Here is a 22368-nt window from a genome sequence, read left to right as displayed (position 1 = left end):
TCAGCGCAATGGGACGGTCAGCTCGGCGATGACCTGAGCCGTGCTCGGTCGAACGCCGCGCCACCAGGCAAAAGCTTCGGCCGCCTGCTCCACCAGCATGCCGACGCCGTCGGCGAGCTTGGCGACGCCTTCGGCGCGGGCCGTGTGCAGAAAGGGCGAGAGCCCCTTGCCGTAGGCGAGTTCGTAGGCTAGCTCCGCCCCCCGGAAGACATTGCCTGGAAGCGGCGGCATTTCACCGCGCAGACTGGCAGACGTCGCGTTGACGACGACGTCGTAGCCCTCCGCGAGATCGGCCAGCTCGGCGTAGCCGCTGACGATCAGGGGACCACAGCCGGCAAACTCGTCGGCCAAAGCCACGGCTTTCGACAGCGTTCGGTTGACGAGAACCAGCTCCGAGGGGTCCTGGCGCAGGAACGGCAGCAACGCGCCGCGGGCCGCTCCTCCAGCGCCGAGCATCAGGACGCGGCGGCCGGCCATTTTGACGCCGAGATTGACGGTGATGTCACGGACGAGGCCGATCCCGTCGAAATTCTCGGCAATGATCCGATCGCCGACGAACTTCAGGCAGTTTGCGGCGCCAGCTCGCTCGGCGCTCTCCGAAAGCTCATTTGCGTACTCGAAGGCATCGAGCTTGAACGGGGCGGTGATGTTCAGCCCCTTGGCGCCCTCGGTCCGGAATTGATCAACCCGCTCGTTGAAACCATCGAGGGGCCCCTCGATTGCCTCATAGGTAAGGTCCTGTCCCGTCATTCTGGCGAAAGTGCCATGGATAAGGGGTGACTTGCTGAAGCCGATCGGATTGCCAATCACCGCATAACGATCGCTCATCGCTCACTCCTGCACTGCGACTTCGTTGTACAGCACGCCGTCGCGCACCATCGCGTCGACGGCTTCGGCCGACAATCCCAGTGACGCGGCAATGCGCCGATTGTCCTGACCGAGTAGTGGCGCCGGCATGCGTATCGTGGTGTCGCAGTCGGAGAAGCGGAAAGGCAGGTTCGGCAACGTCACCTTGCCGAGCACGGGATGCTCCTGCTCGACCAGCATTCCGCGCGCGTGGATCTGCGGATCTTTCACGACTTCTCCGATGGTCTGCACGGGAGCGGACGGCACACCTGCTTGCTCGAGTGCTGCCAGACACGCATCCCGGGACGGCTGCGACAGCGTCCAGTTACGCACAATCTCCATGGCTTCGGCATAATGGGCGTTGCGTGCGGCAGGTTGGGCGAAGCGCTGGTCGGATGCCAACGCGTTCCCTCCGATCAGCGTCGCCAATCGCCGCCACGCATCATCGACTTGCGCGGCGATGACGAGATTACCGTCCTTGGCAGGGAAGACGCCGTAGACGGTCGAGTCCGGCTGTCCGCTGCCGGTTTGCTTCGGCATGTCGGCGCCGTCGGAGAGGAAGTAACGCTGAACCGCATAGTCGTGCATCGAGACCATGCAGTCGTACAGCGCCAGATCGATGTGTTGGCCACGGCCGGACGATACGCGACCGACCAGCGCCCCGTTGATGGCTGCTACGCCGTGGATGCCGGTATACATGTCTGCCAGCGGCATCCGCAGCAACGGCGGAGCTTCACCGGGAGTGCCCAGCTGCGCCAGGGCGCCCGACATCGCCTCTGCGATCAGGCCGAAGCCCGGACGGCCGGCATAGGGGCCGGTGTGTCCGTAGGCGGAGACAGAGCAGTAGATCAGTCTGGGATTCCGTGCCGACAGCGCCTTGTAACCGAGCCCGAGGCGCTCGAGTGCGCCGGGGCGGTAGTTCTCGATGAAGACATCGGCCGTGTCGACGAGCTTCATCATCATGTCGAGACCACGCTTGTCGCGCAGGTCGATGCAGAGCCCCTGCTTTCCCATGTTCTGCTGCAGGAAGTAGCCGGATTGCCCGTCCTTGAAATATCCGTGGGCGCGTCCCGCATCGCCTTCCCTAGGGCGCTCCACCTTGATGACTTCCGCGCCCATCGCAGCGAGGCAACGGCCCATGAACGGGCCTGCCAGGAAATGGCTGTAGTCGATGACGCGAATGCCTTTGAGCGGCAGATCTTGGAGCGGCAGATCTTGCGCGGTCATGCCTGCTCTCCTGCGGCGTTGTTCTTCGGGCGCATCGGAATCATCAACCGATGCTCGCCTAGCTGCACCACTTCGCCGCGCTGATTGATCAGCTCCGAGGGCAGCACAACAATGCCCCACCCATCACGCTTCGTGGCGCGCATCGAGCCGACACGGAACTTCACGTGCACGGTGTCGCCGAGCTTGATCGGCAGCTTGAAATCCCACGTCCAGCCCAATGACATTCCCGGAAGAAAACGGTAGTCGGCACGGGTCTTCAAACCGTCGGCCAGCGACAGACCAAACAGCCCGTGCGCGACGCGCGTGCCGAATGGTGTGGTCTTGGCGTATTCCTCGTCGAGGTGGACCGGGGTGAAATCACCCGTCAACTCGGCATAGGCATTGACCATCGCCTCGGTGACCGTCACCGAGGGGGTGACGCATTCGTCACCGACCTTGGCATCGTCCCAGTAGCGCTCATCGATCATGTCGCGTTTTCCTCAGGCCCGTGGATTGATCGCCAGGGCGGCTTCCACAGCGCCTGCGCTGGCTTGCAAGATTTCGACGTTGAGCCCCCCCGGCAGTTCGAGCCAGTTCGGTCCTGCGGGCAACGCCCTGGCGCCCCAGGCGGCAGCGCGGACGAGCACGCCTTCGTAGTCGTCGACCATGATGCCGAGATGGGCGAGACGCCCCTCCGGTCCGACAAAATTCGGATCCTCGATGAGTTGCACGCTTCCGAGCACCCACACCTGGCGCGGGCGCGCACCATCGGCGGGTTGCTCGTCGCGAATGGCGAGACCAAGCACCTCGCGAAAGAAGTCAACGTGACGATCAATGTCCGGCACACGGATCGCGACGTGCTCGATATAAGCGCGAGGCAACGACATCGTCTCAGCCCTTTCCAGGATAGTCGCCGCGGGCGTATTCGAGCCCTTTGACCAACGCGACGAGGGTAGAATTGACCGGGGTCGGCACGTTGAGCTTTGCGCCCCAACGCACGACGGAGCCGTGAATGTAGTCAACCTCGGTCAGATTGCCGGACTGCAAGCTCTGCAACATCGACGTCTTGAACTCGGGCGGCAGACCGGCGGATGCCATTGTCCAGGCGCGGAGTGGGTCGGTAATCGAGATCTTCACGCCGGCCGCCTGCGCTACCGCGATGCCCTCTGAAATCGCTGCCAGCGCACAATCCTTCAGGATGGGGAGCGAATAGAGGCCGCCATAGGTCAGGCCGGTAATGGCGGTGACGCCGCCGCCGGCGACGTTGATGAAAAGCTTGTCCCACATCGTGCCCAGGATGTTGTCGCTGAGCAGCGTGAGAATGCCGGCACGATTGAAAGCTTCGGAGATTCGCTGCGCGCGTTCCGTCAAGCGTCCGTCAAGTTCACCGACGATGGTTTCCTTGCCGATGACCCCGGAGCGAACGTGACCGGGGCCAAGCAGCACGCCACCAACGTAGGTCTTGCCCGCCATGACCCGCTCACGACCAACTTCCTCCGAAAGGATGTCCTCGTGACCAAGACCGTTCTGAAGCGACATCACAACCGTCTGCGGCCCGATGATCGGCGCTGCCGCCCGGATGGCATCCCGCGTGTGGTAGGATTTGACGAGGACGATGACGAGGTCGGCCTCTACGCCGACTTGGGCCGCGGAGGTGCCAGCGGCGACCTTCACGATGGTTTCGGCGTCGCCTTCAAGCATCCGAAGGCCCGCGGCATTGATGGCGTCGACATGAGCCTGGAACGGATCGATGAGCCAGACCTCGGCCCCGCCGCGCGCCAGCGTGCCGCCGATGGTCGAGCCCAAGGCTCCCGCTCCAATAAAGCAGATCCTCATCCAACGCTTCCCCGCGCGCCCTTCTTGGCGCTGGAAGCGTGGTAGCAGGCCGATCCATATTAAGATATGCTATGATCTTTATATCTACTATTGTGAATCGCAATGAAGCAGACGGACGATGTCGAGACCAACCTGCTGGACCCGCGCCTGCTGAGGCTCTTCGACGCGTTATTCGCCACGGGCAGCGTCACCAAGGCCGCAGAAAAGCTCGGTCAAAGTCAGCCGACCATCTCGATCTGGCTGGCGCGACTGCGTAAGGAACTGGACGATCCGCTCTTCATCCGGTCGGCGGAGGGAATGCTGCCAACGCCGCGCGCCGAGGCTCTCATCGGCACGGCGAGGCAGGCGCTGGAAACGCTGCGTCGTCTGGCTGAGCTTCGCACCGACTTCGATCCCTCAACCGCAAAGCGCCGTTTTGCGATCTGCATGACGGATGGAAGCCACGTCACGCTGCTTCCGTCCATCCTCGCTCACATCCGCCGCGTCGCCCCGGGCGTTCGTATCGAGGCGACACAGATCGGCGCGGACACCCCACGGATGCTGCAATCCGGTGAAGCCGATCTGGCCCTCGGCTACATCTCGGGTCTCGACGCCGGACATTTCCAACAGGCACTTTTTCCGCAGGATTGGGTCTGTTTGGCGAACGCCAAACATGCCCGGATCCGCGACCGCATCACCGCAAAGGACTTCAGGCGCGAGGCCCACGTCCTCATTCGCTCCGGCACTGGACATCAGTTGCTCGCGACGGCGCTACAGGAGCAGCGGATAGTCCTTGACGTGGCGCTTGAGCTACCCGGCTTTTTGGGACTGCCCGCAATCGTGGGGACGACCGACCTGATCGCCACCCTGCCAAGGCACATTGGCGAAACGCTGGCTCACTATTACGGACTGCGCGTGTTCGACTGCCCGCTTGCGATCGCCGGCTTTACTGTGAAGCAATATTGGCATGCCCGCTTCCACCACGACCCGGCAAGCCAATGGCTGCGTGGCATCTGCGCGGAACTTTTTCAACAGCAGGAGGTGCGGGGTCTGCATCCTTCCAGTCGGCCGAAGAAACGAGGGCCACGCAAAATGCGGCCGCAGTGAAGCGCTTATTGAGGCAGTTTCGGCTCTTCGCTGCCAACCGATCGAAGCTGAACGTCCGCCTTGCGCAAGACAGCAGCTTAAGCTTCTGGCTGGGGCGGGAGGGATCGAACCTCCGAATGGCGGAATCAAAATCAGTTTGATTATTCAACGATTTCAAGCCGCATTTGGAAAAAATGTGCGAATTGGCCTCTAGTGAGATCAATTGCTTAGCAGGCTTTTCCAAATGGAAAAGCGCCCAGCGCGGATCGCAATCGGGCAGCCAACCCGCGACCTAGACCCTTGGTAGTTCGTCAAAAGCGTCCCTTGAAGCAACGGCTTGACAGCTACTAAACGAGTGCGCCGAGAGACCAAAATCGGGACCCGCTGCCGCGCAGGCCAATTCAAAGTTCGCGCACAATCTACAGGGAGCGCCGCAGTTTCCATCACGCAGGCTCCCACACACGATTGCCGAGTTTGCTTGACCCCACGGCTACATCAACCACCTCGTGAGGGCTCAGAAGACAAACGCAGCCAAGCGGCCCACCACCGCGACCGATAAGGCTACGAGAACGACGAGAAGTTGCCCAAACTGGACCTCTTCCATGTCGATGTCCGGCATCGTGATCATGGCGTATGCGATCATGTGGCAACTGTCCATGGCAGTTCCTCTCCTAGCTATCGTTCTGCCGTCTTCCGGGCAGTACCAACCCGCTCGGAGCGGATCGCTCGAGGGGCGACTCTTCGCTTAACACGAGCGGATCAGGCCGCCCTGCTTTCAAGCTCCGTCTGATGAGATGCCGCAATCGTTCCGACGCACACTCCGAAGCCGATGGATGCAAAACCCTCACGAGTGCAGCGCCCCTCAAATCGGATCTCGTCACCGTCGTGTAGAAAGCCGCGACGCTCTCCGTTGGGAAGCGTAATGGGGCGGGTTCCGGCAGACGTGAATTCGAGCATGCTGCTCAATTCAGCGTCGGTAGGTCCGGAAATCGTGCCGGTGCCGATCAGGTCCCCCGGTAGAAGGTTGCATCCATTGATCGTGTGGTGCGCAACCATCTGCGCCGGTGTCCAATATAGATGTTTGGCGTTCGAGTTGAGAATTTCGACCGGAACGTCCCTTGCGGCCCGCATCTTTTCGGTCGTGAGAAACACCTTCAGGCTTATGTCCAGCCCGCCACTTTTCTGATCATCGTCGTCGAGCAGATATTTCAACGGCTGGGGGTCCCCGTGAGGACGAACCATCGCCGGAATGCGGAACGGCGCCAATGCGTCCGCGGTAACAACCCACGGCGACACAGACGTTGCGAAACTCTTGCTGAGGAACGGGCCGAGTGGGTACATCTCCCAGCGCTGGACGTCCCTCGCCGACCAATCGTTGAGTAGTGAATAGCCGACAATCTGTTCGCTTGCGCGCGCAACCGGGATTGGACTTCCGAGCTCGTTGCCGCCGCTGAGATAGAATCCCATCTCCAATTCGAAATCGAGCCGATCGCAAGGGCCGAAGCCGGGGCTGCCTCCGTCCACCGATGGCATCCGCTGTCCAATGGGTCGGCGAACAACACCCTGCCCGACTTGCACCGAAGACGCCCGTCCGTGATAGGCAATCGGCACCCATTTGTAGTTGGCGGGCAGCGGATTTTCAGGCGTGAGAAGTGCGCCCGCCGCCTTCGCATGATGTATGCCGGCATAAAAATCCGTGTAGTTCGGCACCGCGGTCGGACGATACATCGTGCAAGCGCTCATTGGGACCAGCAGGTCCGACGCATGGCGGCGCGCAGCCTCACCGTTTGAACCCGCGTCAAGCGCGGCACTGATTGCCTTTCGTAAAGTTCGCAACGAGCCAGGCCCCAACGCAAACAGCGAGTTGAGCGAGGAGTCGGCGACGGTCCACTCGGGAATTTCTCTCGGCAGGAGACCGGACCTGTGTGCCGCATGAAGATCAAGAATCTGATCGCCGATCCCAACCCCCGCGGACAGTTTTCCCTCCTTGCCACGGCTGAAGACGCCGAGCGGCAGATTCTGGATGGGGAAGTCGCCGGAGGGGTCGTTGGCGGTCGACACAAAACTGCGGCGTGCCGGATCGTGGGTCTCGTCGATCGTAGCTTTCATCATGCAGCTCCCGCCAACGCCTTGTTGTCTTCAGAGGACCCAGATGCCGATTTCCGATTGGACAAACTGAGCATTAAACGCGCGCCGCTCGGCCGAGGCACGGGCCGTTTGGTCACTTAGCGAACCAAGCCATATCACCAAGAAGGCCAACGGCATCGAGAAGAGCGCGGGATTGTCGTAGGGAAATAACGGCGCCGCGAAATGGAACACCGCGACCCAGACAGTCTTGCTCAGCACGACAAATATGAGGGAGCTGAACAGACCGACGAGGCCGCCGGCAACCGCACCGCGGGTGGTGGTACCGCGCCAGAAGATCGCCATCGCCAGCACTGGAAAATTGCAGCTTGCCGCGACCGATAGCGCTAAGCCGGCCATGAACGCGACATTCTGGTTCTCGAACGTGATGGCCAGGCCCACCGCGACGATGCCTATCGCCACCGCGGCAATCTTCGCAACCATCACCTCACGTGCCTCCGGCGCGTTACCCTTCGCAATCACCTGCCCATAAATATCGTGGCTCACCGCGGAGGCGCCGGCGAGAGTCAATCCGGCTACCACGGCGAGAATGGTGGCAAACGCGACAGCCGAGATAAACCCAAGCAGGATTGGTCCGCCGAGAGCGCCCGCCAGGTGCACCGCTGCCATATTGGGACCGCCGATCAAATCGGTAATCTTGTTGAATTGACCGCCTGCGCCGACGTTGAAGAAACTCGCGTCCGGCATAAGGACCACCATCGCGGCAAAGCCGAACAGCGGGATGACCAGGCAGAAATAGGCTACGCAGGTCGTCGCGTAGAAAACCGACTTCCTTGCGCCTGCGGAATCCCTGACGGTGAAGAACCGCATCAGGATATGCGGCAATCCAGCGGTCCCGAACACCAGCGCGAGTCCAAGCGAGATCGCTGAAACCGGCTCAGCGAACAGCCCGCCGGGAGAGAGAACTGCGGCCCCCTTGGGGTGCACCCGGCTCGCCTCGGCGAATAGGTGTCCAAGACTGAAATCGAAGCGCCACAGCACCACCAGCGCCATCAAGGTGCCGCCGATCAGCAGCAGCAGAGCCTTGGTGATCTGAACCCAGGTGGTAGCCTGCATGCCGCCGACAGCCACATAGACGATCATCAGAAGTCCGACTCCAGCGACCGCGAACAGATAGTTCACGCCGAACAGAAGTTGAATAACCTTGCCGGCGCCGATCATCTGCGCGATCAGGTAAAACAGCACGACCACGAGACTACCCGTGGCGGCGACCAAACGAACCGAGGTGCGATCAAGGCGAAACGACGCTGCGTCGGCGAATGTGTAACTGCCGAGGTTGCGCAAGCGCTCCGACATCATGAACAGCACGATCGGCCAACCCGTCAAGAAGCCTAGCGCATAGATGAGGCCATCAAAGCCGGTCGCATAGATCAGCGCCGAGATACCGAGGAAAGCCGCGGCCGAAAGAAAATCCCCCGCAATCGCCAGGCCGTTCTGGAGGGGTGTGATCTCATGTCCCGCGGTATAGAAGTCCACCTTCGATTTGGTTCGGCCAGCCGATCGATAGGTGATGAGGAGCGTGACGGCGACGATCAACAGGAACATGCTGATCGCAACCCAGTTAAGATCGCGCCCCGCTACAACGGTGGTCGCCTGAGCATGCGCCGGAAAGGATGCTGTCGCCGCGATGGCCCCCAGTAGAATACGCATGATCATCGGCCACACTCCCGGCGAACGAGCTGTGTCAGGCCGTCGAAGTAGGTGTTGGAACGGCGTACATAGTAACCGGTCAGGGCAACGACCAAGGCGATCATGCCAAGCGCGATCACCATGCCCAACGGAACGGCTCCGCCTGCCATGCTCTTCCCGAGCGCTGACGACGCCGCCGAAATCAGCCCGATGAAGCCGAAGAACATCAGCAACGTGACGATCGAGAGCCCCCACCGCAACCGTGCCCGTGCGGCGGTCAGCTCCCGAAAAGACGGATTAGACAAGATTTTTTGCGTTTGTTCCGAAGATAGCGACAATGACATGATTTCCCTCCCGCATCTTTTTGGCTAGTTGGCTTCGGCGCAGCTAGGACGCCTGCTTCAGGACATGGGCACTATCGGGCGGCGCGGATGCTCCTACTAATGGCGAGGGTCGCGGCGGAATGTTCGTCAACAGCACGCCCGAATTGGTAAGAACAGCAATCTCCTGATCGGAGTAGCCGTATTCCTTCATCACTTCGACGTTGTGTTCGCCGCGAAAGGCGGCTTCGCGCGCAGCGGCCAGCGGCGTCTTTGAGAAGTGCCAGGGCTTGCCGGGGATTCTGACCGCCTTTCCGCGGCGGTCGGTAACTTCTTCTATCGCGCCCCACCATTTGACCCATTCCGAACCGGCGAAGTCCTTGACCGAGCGGACCACACCGAACGCCAGCTTCACTTCGTCGAGCTGGGCATCGAGTTCGCCGGCCGTGGCAAAGGAAAGAATCCACTGCTGGATGATCTCGTAAAGGGCGTTGAGATTCTTCCGGCGCGCCGCCGGCGTGGCGAATCTGGGATCTAAAGCGAGATCGGGGCGACGCATCGCCGCGATGTAATTCGGAAACGTCAGACTGCTGACGACACTGGTCGCGATTGTAATGACGTCACCGTAGCTTGTCTTGAAGAACGGTGAGTCAGCAGGTCCGAGCGCTGCCGGTTCGGCGCCGAGATCCGCGTCGGAGAGATCGGCGTGCACCCGCTCGTTGACGGCAAGCATGGTGGCGGCCATCGCGATATCGACATATTGGCCCTCGCCTGTTTGGTCGCGGTGATGCAGTGCAGCCAGTATGCCAATGATCGCTTCGAGGCCCGTATAAACGTCAGCATGCGAATAGGCATCATGCCGTTTGACCGTGAGATCCTCGCCGAGATGGTCGATCATCCCGCCGACAAAGCCGGATTCGGCATGGACGGTCGGCGCGTAGGCGCTGCGGTGTGACAGCGCGCTGCCCTGGCCGTAGCCGCTGATTGAGGCGTAAATCACTTTCGGGTTGCGCACGGCGACGGATTCATAATCGAGGCCAAAGAATTTCAATGTGCCGGCGCGAAAATTCTCAACGATGATGTCGGCGCTATCGCACATCTTGCGCACGACTTCTCTTCCTTCGGGGAAGTTCAGGTCGATGCTGATGTTACGTTTCCCGACGTTCTGTTGGATATAGTAGTAGGACATGCTCGCGGTTTCGTCGCCAGGCAGTGCGTACCGTGAGATGTCTCCGCGCGGCGGCTCGATCTTGATCACGTCGGCACCGAGGTCCGACAGGGCCCTGGTGCAATGAGGACCAGCAAGGACGCGCGAGAAGTCGACGACCTTGATTCCGGCAAGGGGGGCACGATTTGTCATGACGATGTCCCTCAGCGGCCGGAGAAGATGGCGTGACCAGGCCCGGACTCGCGGAAGGCCTTGAGGCCGACGACGAGATCGTTGCTCTGGAAGATCGGACGCTGCGCGTCAGACATTGCGCGGTCGGCTTTCACGACGCTCTCGTCCATGTATTCGCGGATTAGCCGTTTGGTGGCGCCATGCGCCACCGTCGGGCCCATCGCAAGCTCGAGCGCGAGGATTCGCGTCGTTTCTTCAAGCTGGGCTTCGGGCACGACGCGATTGACGATATTCCAGCGCTCCAACGTCGCCGCATCATAGCGACGTCCGAACAGAGCCATCTCCTTGGCGCGCCCCACGCCGGCGCGCGATGCCACACGTTGTATAGCGCCCATCAGCGGATGCAGGCCCAGCGTCACTTCGACCATGCCGGCCTTCGCGGAGTCAGCGGCAACGATGATGTCGCAGGCCAGGGCCAGCTCGAATCCGCCACCGAGGGCCAATCCGTGCATGCTTGCGATGATCGGCACCGGGACCTGTTCGAACGCATCCAGGCAGGCGCACACATCAATTTCGGGCAGCCGTTCACCGCGATTGTCGAATAGTTCTATTTCAGCACCGGCGGAGAAGTGTCGCAACCCGCTGCGAAGGATAATGGCGCGCGCGCCTTCCTTATGAGCCTTTTCGACTGCGTCCAGGAGCGCAGTCAGCAGCGGCTTTGCCACGAGATTATAGGGAGCGAAAGTCATCGTCAGGGTAACGAGATCGCCCTCCCGACTGACGGCAACCAACTCGTTTGATGTGGTCATTAGCTTCCTCCGGACTTTTTCTTAAGCGGCCTTAAAGTTCGATAATGGAACGGTAGTCCAAAAAATCATACGGTCAATAGAAAAAAGATATTTTTGACTTTGTCTTGTATTCTTCCGAATCCTTACGAAAATGGGAGGATGTCCCCAGACGCCACCAGCCTTACCGTTTCAGCCTATGCCCGGCTTCGCTCGGACATCTTGGCCTGCCGCTTGCCGGCCGGTGGGAAGTTGAAAATTCGGGATTTAGCTCAACACCTTATGGTGAGCCCGAGCGTCGTGCGGGAGGCGCTTTCGCGTCTCTCTGCGGAGGCACTTGTCATTGCAGAGCCCCAGCGGGGCTTCCGGGTGGCGCCCATCAATGCCGCCGACGTTTCGGACCTGACGGCCGTCAGAATCGACATCGAATTGAAATGCACGCACCGCGCGATGAAACTCGGCGGCCTCAAATGGGAGGCTGCTATTGTCGCAGCCGATCATGAACTCTCGCATACGCCCCATGACATTCACGACCTGGGCGACGACTGGATGATCGCACACGCGAAATTCCATGCTGCCCTGGTGGCGGCTTGCGACAGCCCCTGGCTGCTGCGAATTCGCGACCAACTCTACGTCCAGGGCGAACGCTATCGCCGTATCAATGTGCGAATGTCGCGCGCGGATCGTGATCTGCGCGCCGAACATTGGGCACTGGCCCAAGCCATTCTTAGCCGGGATGTGAAACTCGCCACCGATTTGATGACGGAACACTTGCGCTTGACCGAGGTGCTGACGCTTCAGTCGCTCAAGTTGCAGGACGCAGCGGTCGCCTAGCAAAAACGTCTCCCGGTCCGATCCAACCAATTCGGCCAACCGCACTCAATTGACCATCCGCTCGTATCCTTCCCAGTAGCGCTCTCGCAGCAGCCGCTTCAGGATTTTCCCGGATGGATTGCGGGGAAGCTCGTGCACGAATTCGATCGACTTTGGGATCTTGAACCCCGCCAGCCTTCCTCGCGCGAAATGCAGTATGCCCGCCGGGTCCGCCGTACGATCCGGTTTCAACACGATGAGGGCCTTGACCGCTTCACCCCACCGGTCGTCAGGCACCCCGATGACGGCGACATCGGCGATATCCGCGTGTCCATACAAGGCGCTTTCGATCTCGGCGGGGTACACGTTCTCTCCGCCGGAAACGATCATGTCTTTCAAACGATCATGAATGTACAAGTAGCCGTTTTCATCGAGGAATCCGGCATCGCCGGTATGCAGCCACCCGTCCCGGATGGTCCTCGCGGTGTCGTCCGTCCGATTCCAATACCCCCGCATATTTTGTGATGAGCGACACACGACCTCACCCACCTGTCGAGCCGGCAGCGATTTTCCCGAAGCGTCGACGATCTGCAGCTCAACGTCTTCGATAGGGCGGCCACACGACCTTAAGAGTTCGCCATCCCCAACGGCGTGGTCTGCGTCTGCCAAAACGGTGATGACCCCGGTCGTTTCGGTAAGACCGTAGACCTGGAAAAACCCCGTATGCCTGAACACTCGGAGCGACTTCTTGAGAAGCTCGAGCGGTATCGGGGAGGCCCCGTAAAGAATTTGTCTCAGTGAGGAGAGATCGAGTGTCTCGACGTTCCGTTCGGCCAGCATCGCCAATAACATTGCCGGAACGAGGAACGTGACCGTAACTCGATCGCGCTGTATCGTTTCAAGCGCCGGCGATGGAACGAACTCGCGAAGCACGATCGTCTTGAGCCCGGCGACCAGACCGAATACGCCGGTACCGACCCCTGCGATGTGGAACAACGGCATTGCCAGGAGCATGACATCGTCGGACGACCACGCCTTCCAGTCGTCAAGCGCGTGTAGCGGAAAATTTGCGTGAGAAAGCTGCACGCCCTTCGGATGGCCGGTCGTGCCACTCGTGTAGAGTTGCAGGCAAATGTCATCGGGGCTGACTGGCAGGCTCGCCTCAGTCGGCGGGTGGCCATCGCGCCACTTCAGGTAACGCGAATCCAGCACAATGATCTGGTAAACAGTGTCCAGCTGATCCTGGATTTCCGTGATCAGTTTCTCGAACGATTCGCCGACGAAGAGAATCTCGGTTTTGGCATCGTTCACCGCGAAAACGACCTCAGGAGGTGCCAGCCTTGCATTGATGGGAACCAGGACGGCGCGGGCCTTGGCTGCCCCGAGAAGCACTTGAAAAAAGATATCTGAATTCTTGTCGAGTATCGCAATTCGGCTGCCCGGTCGCAGCCCCCCCGCCACAAAGCCATTGGCGACTTGATTCGATAATTCGTCCAGGACCCTATAGCTTGTCTCGCGCCCTTCGAAGCTCACGGCGACGGCGTCGGGAGTGATCGCCGCGTAACGTCGCGGAATTTCCGCGATCGTCTGGATCGGGGTTGACAGTAAGGCCCCTTCCGATTTGGACATCCATCCCTCCCATTATGACTTTTGGGATGGAGGATGACCGGCACCGCGCCCGGCAAGTATCTAAATTCTGAACTACCGCTATTCAGCGCAGAATGACCACGGCCTCTTCGCGCTTACCGCGATATTTCCAGACACGGCGAAAGCAGCATGTAAGACGGCCTCAGGCCTTGTGCTTGGTTACTCTCGCATTTCGAGGGCTGCCGGCGAGCCATTCCCTGGAAGCAGCGAATTCTGCTTCCAGGAATCGCCTGACTTCACGAGTTAACTTTCTCAGATCGCTCTCGCGCCTGCGAAGCAGCCATACGTTCATCGTAACTGTCTCTTGTGGCAAGACCTGAACCAATCCCTCGGCCTGCGCGAATGGTACAGCAAGAAGCGCAAGCCCGAGACCGCAACCGGCGGCGGCGAAATGGTTAGCAACCGGGTTAAGCCGAACAACGCTGCGGATGCCCGCGGCTTCCGAGAAATATTCCAACAAATGCCTCTGATTAGGCCGAACGTTGCGGAACGAGACAAAATCGGCAGTATGGCCGATGATGTCGTGATCCCTCAGCTCTGGCAATGATCGAGGCGCCGAGCGTCCGGCAAGGTACTGCTCGGAGGCAAAAATCCCCATCGGTACGTCAGCGACCCGCTTGCCAATGAGATCGTTCTCGCCGGGATCTCCCATCCTGATGACATAATCCAGATCGCTCGTTGCCAAGCTCTGCTGGTTCACGGTGGAGATTATTTCCAGATATATTCGACTATCGCGCCGACGCAGTTCCGCAACCCGCGGAAGAAGCCAATGTTTGGTCATGCCTTCGGTCGCCGATATCCGGACCACTGACGATCGTTGCCCGACCCGGGAGCGCAGATCGCGATGAAACGACTCGAATGCCATCATCATATCCCCCGCCGAGCGTTGCAGGTCCTCGCCTTCCCGCGTCAGCTTCACCCCGGACGAGGCGCGAAAGAACAGGGGAGCGGCCACGTAGCGCTCCAGCTCCTTCAGACGCCTGCTCAATGTCGGTTGGCTCATTCCCAGTTCATGGGCGGCGCGGTTGACGCTTCCAGTTCTCGCCACCACGGAAAACAAGCGAAACAAATCCCAGCTGGCCTTGGTCATGCTCGTCCTTTGCGCAAGCGCTTTGCGTCCCTAATCTCCGAGTGCGAACGACATCGCAGGACCCGGAACGCAAACGAAAAACCATCAAATCTTGGCCGCTATTCAATATTGCGTTCCCCGTTCAACAAAATCGACATGGCTTTCCTCGCAGTTTGGGGAAATATGCGAAGCAGTTGAACCAACGGACACGGCGATGGCAAAGATCAAGCTCGAGGCGATCAGGGATTTCGTCGGCCAGAATCTCGGAACATCCGACTGGATCACCATCGACCAGCCCATGATTGACCAGTTCGCGGCCTGTACTGGAGACAGGCAGTGGATTCATGTGGACGCGGAGCGCGCCAGCAAGGAAAGTCCCGCAGGCGGCACCATTGCTCACGGTTTCCTGAGCCTGTCGTTGATCGCGCCACTCGGCATGAACCTGGGTCTTGCTCCGGTCGACGCATCTGCCGTCTTCAACTATGGCCTGGACAAGGTCAGGTTCCTGACACCGGTGAGATCGGGTAACCGCGTTCGCCTTCAGCTTTCCATGACCAGTGTCGAACCAAAGGACAACGGGCGTTTGTTGATCAAGAGCAACGCGGTACTTGAGATCGAGAATAGCCAAACGCCGGCTCTGGTCGCCGAGACGCTGACCCTGGTGGTCCCCTAGCTCTCCACCTGCCACGAACGGTATCCGCAGAACCGGAGGCGGCTGTATAGCGACGGTCAGGAAGACGATAGCACCGAAGTCAGACCGCCATCCACGGCAAGAATCTGTCCGGTAATGTGCTTGCCAGCGTCGCTGGCAAAGAGAATCGCGGCCCCTTTCAGATCGTCTTCGTCACCGATGCGGCGCAGCGGCGCACCGGCGGCGAGCTTCTCGACACCGACAGCTTCGATCGTACCCTTCGTCATCCTCGATGGGAAAAATCCCGGCGCCAGAGCATTGGCTGTAATTCCGTAGCGCCCCCAACTCCCCGCCAGCGCCCGCGTGAAGTTGACCACCGCACCCTTGCTCGTATTGTAGGCGACAGTCTGCATATCCCCGGAACTTCCGAACAAGCCGGCGATCGAAGCAAGGTTGATGATGCGGCCATACTTGTTGGGAATCATCGAGCCCTTCGCAATCTGTTGGCTGAGCAGGAACAGCGAGCGGATATTCAAGTTCATCACCTTGTCCCACGCTTCGATCGGGTGATCTTCGGTCGGCGCGCCCCAAGTGGCGCCCGCGTTGTTCACCAGAATGTCCACCCGTCCGAGCTTCTTGATCGTTTCGTCGGCGAGCCGCTTGACGTCTTCGTCCCTGGAATTATCTGCTGCGATCCACTCCGCCTTGACGCCGAGCCCGGCAAGATGCGCCTGGGCCTTTTCCAGGTCTGGAGCCTTGCGAGAGGAGATCACGACCCGTGCTCCTTGCTCACCTAGCGCCTCGGCGATCTGCAACCCAAGGCCACGGGAGCCTCCGGTAACAAGGGCGTTCCTGCCGGTGAGATCAAATGCCTTCTTGATGCTTCCCATGGTCAAATCCTCTGGCTCGTGAGCGAAGTCCTACTGTCCGGTCCGCCGGATTCCTATTTCCCGCGGAACACGGCCGAGCGACGTTCCACGAAAGACTGGATGCCTTCCTTCATGTCTTCGCTGCTGAAGACGCGATCCTTGATCTTGGGAATGTAGTCGATCGCGGCTCTCTCGCCGGCCTCGATGTATTTCAACGCGGCCTCTTTCGTCACCTGAATGCCGATCGGCGCGTTCTTGGCGATCAAATTCGCAATCTCCATCGCGCGCGCAATCTGCTGGCCGGATGCAACGACTTCCTGAACGAAGCCGATCTTGTGAGCCCGGGCTGCGCCGAACTCATCGCACAGGAACAGGTGATACATCGCGTCTCCCCAGCCCGCCCGCGTCAAATACCGGAAATGGGCACCACCAAGAGGCGCGATCCCCCGCTTGGATTCCATCTGACAGAACCTGGCGTCGTCGGCCGCCACGACGATGTCGCCAGCCAGCATCATTTCGATTCCGATTGTGAAGCAGATCCCCTGTACGGCCGTCACAATCGGCTTGCGGCACCGGCTCTTCAAGGCGAACGCATCGATGTTGCCGGGCTCTAACTCGGTATTCTCGGCCTTGGGTCCGAAGAACTTCGGCATATCCAGCCCGGCCGTGAAATCCGGACCCTCGGCGCAGAGTACCCCGACCCAATAATCGTCGGTGCGATCGAGAAGGGTCATCGCATCCGACATCTGCGCCATCATCTGCGGACTGAATGAGTTCTTCTTCGCCACGTTGTCGATGATGATCTTGAACACATGCCCGTGCACCTCGGTGCGAATATGGCCGACTTGGGTCTTGGCGTCGCTCATTGTTCGTCTCCAAATTGCTTCCAGGCGACTGCGCAATGACGCGCATGTCCCTCCCGTCGACCGGCATGCGCCGATCTTCTTTAGTAGTCAGCTTGGACAGATAGGCGAAATATCAGCCACCAAATATTTGGATAACCTTTATTCAGCGGCGACGCAGCCCGCCTCGCAACCCGTCATCGCTGAGCCTTAACTCAGCGCAGCAAACGCAGTCCGTTCGAAGGCCATCAATTGCTCCGTCCGGCCGTCGCGTATCTTCAGGAGCCATCGCGGATCCTGAAGCAGCGCCCGCCCCACCGCGACAAGATCGAACTCCTCGCGATCGAGGCGGCGGATCAGTTCGTCGAGGGACGCCGGACGGGAGCTCTCCCCGCCATATGCGGCAATGAACTCGCCGGTCAGGCCGACCGACCCGACCGAGATTGTCGGCACCCCCGTCACCTTTTTGGCCCATCCGGCGAAGTTCAAATCGGAACCATCGAACTCCGGCTCCCAGAAGCGCCGTTGCGAGCAATGCAGAATATCGACCCCCGCATCGACCAGCGGTTTGAGCCAGGCTTCCAACGCGCGAGGCGTATCGGCCAACTTCACTTCGTAGTCCTGCTGTTTCCACTGGCTGATCCGCAGCAATATCGGAAAGTCGGGTCCGACCGACTTGCGCACGGCGTGAACGATATCAGCGGCAAACCGCGCCCGACCCGGCAGGTCCTTGCCTCCATAGGCATCCTCGCGGCGATTGGTGCCTTCCCAGAAGAATTGATCGATCAGATAGCCGTGCGCCCCGTGCAATTCGACAGCGTCGAACCCCAAGCGCTTCGCGACAAGCGCCGCATCGGCGAAAGCGCGGATGGCGTCTGCGATGTCCTCTTCGCTCATCGGCTCGCCGAATTTCTTCTCCGGTCGCGACAGGCCGGACGGACTGTCGTAGGCACCCGGAGGAGACCAATCCTTGGCGCGGGTGCGAACGGCTCCGACGTGCCATAGCTGCGGTGCCATCAGACCACCCGCGGCATGCACCTCGTCGACCACACGCCGCCACCCCGCCAGCTCCTTCTCTCCGTGAAAACGGGGAACGTTCGGATCGTTCAGGGATGCCGGACGATCCACGCCCGTACCCTCCGATATGATGAATCCGACCGCTCCTTCGGCACGCCGGCGGTAATACCGCGCGACGTCTTCGGTCGGGATTCCGCCCGGAGAGAACGAGCGCGTCATCGGCGCCATCACGACCCGGTTCGGAATGTTCAGCCCTTTCAGCTTGCAAGGCTGGAAAAGAACGTCGATGGACATCCGTGCTCCATGATCTAGTGGTCGTCTTGCGGACTTAGATCATCCGCCCCGCATGTTCAGAAGGTACAATTCACTTTGCGTCGGCACTGAGTACGTCACCGAATTGCTCCCACGTGGTCCCGTTCCAGCGCTGAAGCTGCAGCTGCGTGTACGCCATGCTGCCTTCCGGGCCCGTGTTGATCACGACACCCGGTATGGAAGTCGGAAGAGACAGCCCGCGTATGCTGCGCGATTGCCTGACGATATTCTCGCGCGAGAGATCGTTGCCGCACTGCTTGAGCACCTGCTCCAGGATCTGTCCCTGCTGGGTACCGAACAGATAATTGTTGTCGCCGATATCGGCGCCTGACAGGTATTTGGCAAAAAAGTCGCGGTACCACTTAATGCCCGGATCATCGGCCCACTTCTTGTCGTTCGGATCCTTCGTGATTGTCGCGGCGACTATGCCTACCGCCTTTTCCGGTCCTGCGGGGATGATGGTCGACGACACGGAGCTCGAAACGAAGTTGATCAGGAACAGCGGCTTCCAGCCGATCTCATCGACTTTCTTGATGGCCTGCGCTGCGAATTTCGGCGTGCCGGCCACCAAAAAGGCCTCTGCGCCAGACGACTTCAGCGACACGACGTGGGAATCAATGGTCGGCTCGGTCACCTCATAGGAGGACACGACGACCTTCTTGTCGAAATCGTCCTTCAGGTAGGCCTTGAATGCATTGACGAAGTCCTTACCCAAATCATCGTTCTGATACAGTATCGCGATCTTCGCGTCGGGACGGGTCCGGGTGATGTATTTTGCGTAGATTCGTCCTTCGGTGTCGTAGCTTGGCAATCCCGTCGTGGTCATGGGGAATTCAGCGAAATTCGTGAACTTGCTGACCCCGCTCACGACAAACAGGTGCGGCACTTTCTTCGCGTTGACGTACTTGATGGTGGCGCTGATGCCGGGCGTACCCAACGGGCCAAACAGGAACGCCACCTCGTCGCTCTCGATGAGTTTCCTGGTCTGCTCCACCGTCTTGGGAGGGCTGTAACCATCGTCGTAGGTGATGAGATTGATCTTCCGCCCGTTGATGCCGCCACGCTCGTTGATCGAATTGACGTAGGCGATCATGCCCTTTCCGGTATTGCTGAGCGGCGAAGCGGGGCCGCTAAAAGGGAACGTCGCCCCAATCTTCACCTCGGATTCGGTGACGCCCGGCGTCTGCGCATGCGCGCCGGCTACGGATGCCGCGAGCGCGGCTACAATCATGGCGCTTCTCAACATTGTCATCTCCCTCCGGCGACAGGTCCGTCGCTCACCGTTCTTTCCTGCAGCGCATATTCCGTTCAAATTACTCCTGCCGCCCGTCAGCCAGCGGCTGCCGCACGAGACGCCTTCGGGGCGGCCTGTTCGTTCGCCATCTCCCGCAGCTTGTGTTTCAGTATCTTGCCGGTGGAGGCCGAGGGCAGAGCGTCAAGGACGATCAATTCGGTCGGACGCTTGTAGGATGTGAGCAATTGGGCCGTGTACGCTTTGAGGTCTTCCGCGCTGATGCTCGCACCGGGGAGAAGCTGAACGAACGCGACGACCTCCTCGTTGCCGTCGATCTTTCGTCCGACGACGGCCGACTGAACGACCTGGTCGTGCGCGTTCAGGACCGCCTCCACCTCGGCGGGATAAACGTTGAAGCCGGAGCGGATGATAAGCTCCTTGGTGCGGCCGGCGATATAGAGATGTCCCTTGCTGTTCACCCGCGCGAGATCTCCCGTGTTGAACCATCCCTGCTCATCGATCGCCGCCGCCGTCAGGTCGGGCGCACGATAGTAGCCGAGCATGATGTTCGGACCTCGAACGTGTAATTCGCCCACTTCACCGATCGCCACCTTTTTTCCTTGTCCGTCCACGATCCGGTGCTCGATGCCGGGAAGAAACGGGCCGACCGACTCGTCCGGGACAGGCTGTTCCGAACGGACCCCCGTGAGGCCTGGTGAGCATTCGGTTATGCCGTAATTGTTCAGCAGCGGGATTCCAAACTCGTCCTCGATCCGCTTCTTGAGATCGAGGTCGAGCGGAGCGCCAGCCACCGCCATGATCCGCAGGCTGCCCCGTTCGAGCCGTTGGATGCCCTTGACCGCCTTGTGCTCAAGCAGCCGCTGATATGTGGCAGGCACGCCGAACAGGCTCGTAATCCCTTGCTCGGCGATGGCATGAGCCAGCGCAGCGGGATCGGCCTTGGCCACGACATGCAACGTGCCGCCGTGCATCAGCGTCGAAATCAGTAGGATCGCATACCCGACGATGTGTGACATCGGCAGCACGCCGTAAATGCGGTCGCCTGGACTGCTTCGGCGAAGGATTCCCGACGTCCTTGCGGTGAAGAGGAGATTGCGGTGACTCAGCATGACGCCCTTCGGTGCACCGGTCGTGCCTGAGGTGTATAAAAGGCCTGCGACCTGGTGGGCGCCATCCTTCTCGACGGGCTCCGCTTCGGCATCCGCATTGAGAGGACCGATGCCGATTCCGCCGAACGGCCCCACGGCGCCGATTTTCGCACCGATACGGCTGGCATGGTCGGCCGCTTCCTTCGACAGCGCCGAGTTGAACAGTACGCGTCTGGCACCGCTGTGCGTCCCGATCAGGTCGATCTCTCGGGGCGAAAGGCGGGGATTGACCGGAATACCCCAGGCATCGAGCTTGCTCGCTGCGAAGAGCATCACGCCGAGGGCCACGCTGTTCTCACTGGCAATCAACACGCGATCACCGGGCCTGATGCCCAATCCGGCGAGCTTCTTTGCCGCAGCGTCGACCGCATCCGCGAACTGCCGGTAGCTCCAGGCACGCCCGCCTTCCACGAAGGCCGGATGATCCGGAATATCCCGCACGAACGGCACGTAAACCTCGTGCACTCTGGACGGCAGGCCGTCCAGCAGTTCGGCTGCGGTGAGCTCGTCCACGCTCCTCATGCCATCCTCCCTCGCGCCTTGTTTTCGGCAGCGTGCGCGGCCCCCTTCAACCGGGAGGTCCGCACCCTTCATTCCTATCGGCCCGCGGAGTAAACCGTTCTAAAATAGAACTGTCAAGACGAGCAGACGTGAATGTACCAGCAAATGGCGGAATTCTTGATGCAGAAATCGAATTCCAATTTAGAATTTGTGGTCTCCGCGCACTTGTTCGGAAGGGTCAGCTGAGCGTAATTACCATTTCTCGACCCACGGCCGCAGCACGACTTCAAAAGCCCAGGTCGACCGATGCTGGCGGTGCAGCTGCAGATAGGTTTCCGCGATATGGACAGGGTCGGCCATGTTGTCGTCCACGGTCGTTCCCGCCAACCGGTGCGCGCGGGTCCCATCCTCCTGAGTCCAACCGATCGCGGCATCGATCGGCACATTCGCCACATGGATTCCCTGCGGCATCAATTCTCTCGCCATGCTTTGCGCGAGTCCGGACTTGGCATGGCACGCCATCGCAAATGCACCACTCGATGGAAAGCCCTTGAGCGCCGCGCTAGCGTTCGTAAAGATGATCGTTCCTCTCGTACCATTGACGTCGGGTTCGTTTCCGAGCATGAGCCGAGCTGCCTGTTGACCTACCAGAAAAGCGCTAAATGCCGAGTTTCGGATTGTTTCGAGCGCCATCATCGGGTCGGCTTCGAGAATGCCCTTGCGGAAAATGCCGGGAACGCGGCCATCGATGTTATGCACGACAAGCCTCGGCGTTCCGATCTCTCGAGCGACATTCGCGAACAGCTGTGCCACGGCCTCCGGTTCGCTTGCATCGCAGGCGTACCGACGCACGCCGTGCATCTTTTCGAGAGTCTCAAGGACGGCTTTTTCCGGATTCCTGGCTGCGACGGCGACACGCATCCCGTTTTCCGCGAACAGCCTGGCGCAACTCGAACTGATGCCCGGGCCACCGCCGACAATGAGTGCAACTTCCTGCAGGAAAGGCTGTGTATCGCGGTTGGATTCAGTCATGTCGTTTCCTCGGATGCACTTGGTGCCGGCCGGCGTATGGCGTCGCAACGCAGGCGGCACC

General features: G+C 60.1%; 22 protein-coding genes. 3 read left to right on the top strand and 19 right to left on the bottom strand.

Translation table 11 applies throughout. From position 1 onward, the window contains the following. The 5 genes from aroE to A3AS_RS0137895 are packed head-to-tail and all read right to left on the bottom strand — an operon-like array spanning position 1 to position 3888. Positions 1 to 828: a shikimate dehydrogenase gene (gene aroE, locus A3AS_RS0137915; protein ID WP_018322644.1), complete on the bottom strand. Its 828-nt coding sequence runs from the start codon at positions 826 to 828 to the stop codon at positions 1 to 3. A 3-nt stretch (positions 829 to 831) separates the two neighbouring features. Beyond that, a complete protein-coding gene (locus tag A3AS_RS0137910; protein ID WP_018322643.1) occupies positions 832 to 2073 on the bottom strand; it encodes a CaiB/BaiF CoA-transferase family protein in 1242 nt (413 codons plus the stop codon). Then, the gene (locus A3AS_RS0137905; protein ID WP_018322642.1) at positions 2070 to 2540 is read right to left on the bottom strand and encodes a MaoC/PaaZ C-terminal domain-containing protein; all 471 of its coding nucleotides are present in this window, start codon (positions 2538 to 2540) and stop codon (positions 2070 to 2072) included. The genes A3AS_RS0137910 and A3AS_RS0137905 overlap by 4 nt, the downstream gene beginning before the upstream one ends. 12 nt (positions 2541 to 2552) lie before the next feature. Beyond that, a complete protein-coding gene (locus A3AS_RS0137900) occupies positions 2553 to 2939 on the bottom strand; it encodes a VOC family protein (RefSeq protein ID WP_026202784.1) in 387 nt (128 codons plus the stop codon). 4 nt (positions 2940 to 2943) lie between these two features. Continuing rightward, a complete protein-coding gene (locus A3AS_RS0137895) occupies positions 2944 to 3888 on the bottom strand; it encodes a ketopantoate reductase family protein (protein ID WP_018322640.1) in 945 nt (314 codons plus the stop codon). Between the two features lie 102 nt (positions 3889 to 3990). Here A3AS_RS0137895 and A3AS_RS0137890 point away from each other — a divergent pair, with 102 nt between their 5' ends. Continuing rightward, positions 3991 to 4974, top strand: a complete 984-nt coding sequence (locus A3AS_RS0137890; protein WP_018322639.1) for a LysR family transcriptional regulator — start codon at positions 3991 to 3993, stop codon at positions 4972 to 4974. Positions 4975 to 5467: 493 nt separating this feature from the next. Here the strand turns inward: A3AS_RS0137890 and A3AS_RS49880 are convergent, their stop codons facing one another. The 6 genes from A3AS_RS49880 to A3AS_RS0137860 form a co-directional block, all read right to left on the bottom strand. Then, positions 5468 to 5596, bottom strand: coding sequence for a hypothetical protein (locus A3AS_RS49880; RefSeq protein WP_018322638.1), 129 nt, complete (start codon positions 5594 to 5596; stop codon positions 5468 to 5470). A gap of 116 nt (positions 5597 to 5712) precedes the next feature. Continuing rightward, positions 5713 to 7062, bottom strand: a complete 1350-nt coding sequence (gene fahA / locus A3AS_RS0137880) for a fumarylacetoacetase (protein ID WP_049815115.1) — start codon at positions 7060 to 7062, stop codon at positions 5713 to 5715. A gap of 30 nt (positions 7063 to 7092) precedes the next feature. Next, positions 7093 to 8754 carry a cation/acetate symporter ActP gene (actP, locus tag A3AS_RS0137875; protein ID WP_026202783.1) on the bottom strand — a complete coding sequence of 554 codons (1662 nt, stop codon included), beginning with the start codon at positions 8752 to 8754 and terminating at the stop codon, positions 7093 to 7095. Next, on the bottom strand, positions 8751 to 9071 hold the full coding sequence (locus tag A3AS_RS0137870) for a DUF485 domain-containing protein (RefSeq protein ID WP_063707647.1): 321 nt from the start codon (positions 9069 to 9071) through the stop codon (positions 8751 to 8753). The genes actP and A3AS_RS0137870 overlap by 4 nt, the downstream gene beginning before the upstream one ends. Positions 9072 to 9114: 43 nt before the next feature. Further along, positions 9115 to 10407, bottom strand: coding sequence for a CaiB/BaiF CoA-transferase family protein (locus tag A3AS_RS0137865; protein WP_018322634.1), 1293 nt, complete (start codon positions 10405 to 10407; stop codon positions 9115 to 9117). 11 nt (positions 10408 to 10418) lie between these two features. Beyond that, complete coding sequence (locus A3AS_RS0137860) at positions 10419 to 11195, bottom strand: enoyl-CoA hydratase/isomerase family protein (protein ID WP_049815109.1); 777 nt, start codon at positions 11193 to 11195, stop codon at positions 10419 to 10421. A gap of 138 nt (positions 11196 to 11333) precedes the next feature. On the opposite strand from A3AS_RS0137860, the gene A3AS_RS0137855 reads away from it, so the two are divergent. Continuing rightward, a complete protein-coding gene (locus A3AS_RS0137855) occupies positions 11334 to 12005 on the top strand; it encodes a GntR family transcriptional regulator (RefSeq protein ID WP_018322632.1) in 672 nt (223 codons plus the stop codon). Positions 12006 to 12050: 45 nt separating this feature from the next. Here the strand turns inward: A3AS_RS0137855 and A3AS_RS0137850 are convergent, their stop codons facing one another. Together A3AS_RS0137850 and A3AS_RS0137845 are read right to left on the bottom strand one after the other, a co-directional pair. Continuing rightward, the gene (locus A3AS_RS0137850; RefSeq protein ID WP_018322631.1) at positions 12051 to 13613 is read right to left on the bottom strand and encodes a fatty acid--CoA ligase; all 1563 of its coding nucleotides are present in this window, start codon (positions 13611 to 13613) and stop codon (positions 12051 to 12053) included. Between the two features lie 160 nt (positions 13614 to 13773). Continuing rightward, positions 13774 to 14721 (bottom strand): LysR family transcriptional regulator, encoded by a 948-nt coding sequence (locus A3AS_RS0137845; RefSeq protein ID WP_018322630.1) that lies wholly within the window; start codon positions 14719 to 14721, stop codon positions 13774 to 13776. A gap of 193 nt (positions 14722 to 14914) precedes the next feature. Here A3AS_RS0137845 and A3AS_RS0137840 point away from each other — a divergent pair, with 193 nt between their 5' ends. Further along, a complete protein-coding gene (locus tag A3AS_RS0137840) occupies positions 14915 to 15373 on the top strand; it encodes a MaoC family dehydratase (protein ID WP_018322629.1) in 459 nt (152 codons plus the stop codon). A 56-nt stretch (positions 15374 to 15429) separates the two neighbouring features. Here A3AS_RS0137840 and A3AS_RS0137835 read toward each other — a convergent pair whose 3' ends face one another. The 6 genes from A3AS_RS0137835 to A3AS_RS0137810 all read right to left on the bottom strand — a co-directional run bounded on the left by A3AS_RS0137835 (position 15430) and on the right by A3AS_RS0137810 (position 22307). Continuing rightward, positions 15430 to 16221: an SDR family oxidoreductase gene (locus A3AS_RS0137835; RefSeq protein WP_018322628.1), complete on the bottom strand. Its 792-nt coding sequence runs from the start codon at positions 16219 to 16221 to the stop codon at positions 15430 to 15432. Between the two features lie 53 nt (positions 16222 to 16274). Further along, a complete protein-coding gene (locus A3AS_RS0137830) occupies positions 16275 to 17066 on the bottom strand; it encodes a crotonase/enoyl-CoA hydratase family protein (RefSeq protein ID WP_018322627.1) in 792 nt (263 codons plus the stop codon). 186 nt (positions 17067 to 17252) lie between these two features. Continuing rightward, positions 17253 to 18353, bottom strand: a complete 1101-nt coding sequence (locus A3AS_RS0137825; RefSeq protein WP_018322626.1) for an NADH:flavin oxidoreductase — start codon at positions 18351 to 18353, stop codon at positions 17253 to 17255. A gap of 70 nt (positions 18354 to 18423) precedes the next feature. Continuing rightward, on the bottom strand, positions 18424 to 19617 hold the full coding sequence (locus A3AS_RS0137820; protein ID WP_049815108.1) for an ABC transporter substrate-binding protein: 1194 nt from the start codon (positions 19615 to 19617) through the stop codon (positions 18424 to 18426). Between the two features lie 83 nt (positions 19618 to 19700). Next, a complete protein-coding gene (locus A3AS_RS0137815; RefSeq protein WP_018322624.1) occupies positions 19701 to 21296 on the bottom strand; it encodes a class I adenylate-forming enzyme family protein in 1596 nt (531 codons plus the stop codon). A gap of 231 nt (positions 21297 to 21527) precedes the next feature. Continuing rightward, a complete protein-coding gene (locus A3AS_RS0137810) occupies positions 21528 to 22307 on the bottom strand; it encodes an SDR family oxidoreductase (RefSeq protein WP_018322623.1) in 780 nt (259 codons plus the stop codon). Between the last annotated feature and the right edge of the window lie 61 nt (positions 22308 to 22368).

This window comes from Bradyrhizobium sp. WSM2793 (assembly GCF_000379585.1).
Taxonomy (GTDB): domain Bacteria; phylum Pseudomonadota; class Alphaproteobacteria; order Rhizobiales; family Xanthobacteraceae; genus Bradyrhizobium.
Note: the sequence above shows the minus strand (reverse complement) of the source record. Positions and strands in the feature narration are given on the sequence as shown.